This window comes from Polaribacter sp. M10 (assembly GCF_054968445.1).
This window is the reverse complement of sequence record NZ_JBSSBG010000054.1, coordinates 1-1692: the sequence shown is the minus strand read 5'-3', so window position 1 is coordinate 1692 and position 1692 is coordinate 1. Positions and strand designations below refer to the sequence as shown.

Here is a 1692-nt window from a genome sequence, read left to right as displayed (position 1 = left end):
TGTAAATTCTGAATTTCCTTCGGAAATTCCTCGTTGACAAAAAACGCAACTTTCCTTATACGAGAAACGTTGGCAACCATTACCAATCACACTCAAAAGGAATGAAAAACAATATAACTAAACATAGAATATTAAAACTTCTTTTAGCTAAAAAGGAATTACACTTTAAACAAAAAAAAGTTGAAGTATCCCCTCCTATTGATTTTGGTATAAGTTTAAAACAAATAAGCGAAAATAAAAATATAAAAAATAAATATTTATCAAATTCAATTACTGAATTATTATCAAGCGAAGATATAATTAAAAATAAAAAAGATGACATAAACGTATATTCAATAAATGCAAAAGGAAAAATAAACTCTATAAGTAAAACATATATTTCAAGAAATAATAAAAACATAATTGAAAATTTAAAAGATTGGACTTCAATAATAGTTCCAGTTATTACAACCATAATAAGCTTATATCTTGTGATAATTCAGAATAAATCAAATAAAGAAATAGAAGAGTTAAAGCAGTCAGTGAAAAAGCAAGAATCGACCATAAAACGACTTGAACTATTGAATAATAATAAGGTAATCTTAGATAAAAAATAGATTCTTTAAAAAGTTTGAAATTCCTTTTGACTGAAAAAAATAACGGTTGCCAACACCGTGTAAAAAACATTGCTACTTTTTGTTTGTTTGATAATTCTTTTATTTGTTCCATTTTCTGTTTATTTATTCATTTATTTTCTTAATTTACGCAACGATTTCTTACACCAAGACGTTGGCAATAATAATGAAGAAAAATATGAAAAAAGGAATTTTAATTTTAATGGGACTATTTGTGACATCAACATATAGTCAAAACTTTGGTTTCCATTTTGGAACAAATTTATCCACACAAACAAATAAGGACAAACTAAGAAATAATTCTAAAGAAAACGATTTTAAAAATGTTCTTGGAATTAATATCGGATTTGATTATAAAAATAAAATATCAAATAATTTATATATTTCAACAGGTTTGAATTTTATTCAAAATGGATTTAAACAAAATACGGAAAATCTTACAATAGCGAATTCAGCCAAATTAAACTATTTAAATATTCCAGTAACTTTATTAATGGATAGCCCAAAAACCAAAGTTGGTCCAAATCTGAAACTTGGTGCATATTTCTCATATTTAATAGGAGGAAAATATAGTTTTATAAATTATCCTTTTGAGGAAACAGTTAATGAAAACTTCAAGAAATTTGATTTTGGGCTAACTGGTGGAATTGGAATAAAATTTAATAGATTTACTCTTGATATCTTTTATAATCTTGGGCTAAATAATATTGCTGAAGATGGAGATAATGACTTTATAGAAACTAATATTAAAAATAGAAGTTTGAATATGAATTTAATATATTGGATTAAATAATTTACTATTGCCAACACCGTACAAAATTAATTGCTCGCTTTTAGCTTACTTACGAAAATCCTCGCGGATTTTCTTTGTCAGTAATTATTTATTAACTTTATTGCAAAACACCGCAACTAACCTTGTACAAACACGTTATGTTTAATTGCTCAGGAAAATCGAATTGCAGGAAAAATTTACTGAATATTTTTAAAGCTTTTTAAGATCGAACCAAAAAAGGAAAATAAAAACGTGGGAATATTTTAATTTCTGAAAATCTAGTAATAATCTAAGAATTAAATTCTT

2 protein-coding genes are annotated in these 1692 nt (G+C 25.1%); both read left to right on the top strand.

Features of this window, described 5'->3' with window-relative positions:
* Window positions 1-101: 101 nt before the first annotated feature.
* Window positions 102-596: a hypothetical protein gene (locus ACWYN7_RS17250; RefSeq protein WP_462861217.1), complete on the top strand. Its 495-nt coding sequence runs from the start codon at window positions 102-104 to the stop codon at window positions 594-596.
* Window positions 597-792: 196 nt separating this feature from the next.
* On the top strand, window positions 793-1407 hold the full coding sequence (locus ACWYN7_RS17245; protein ID WP_462861216.1) for a porin family protein: 615 nt from the start codon (window positions 793-795) through the stop codon (window positions 1405-1407).
* Window positions 1408-1692: the final 285 nt, after the last annotated feature.

What these genes read in the sequence shown, in the direction of transcription:
- ACWYN7_RS17245 (WP_462861216.1), top strand. Translation starts at nt 793, where the DNA reads ATGAAAAAAGGAATTTTAATTTTAATGGGACTATTTGTGACATCAACA.
- ACWYN7_RS17250 (WP_462861217.1), top strand. Translation starts at nt 102, where the DNA reads ATGAAAAACAATATAACTAAACATAGAATATTAAAACTTCTTTTAGCT.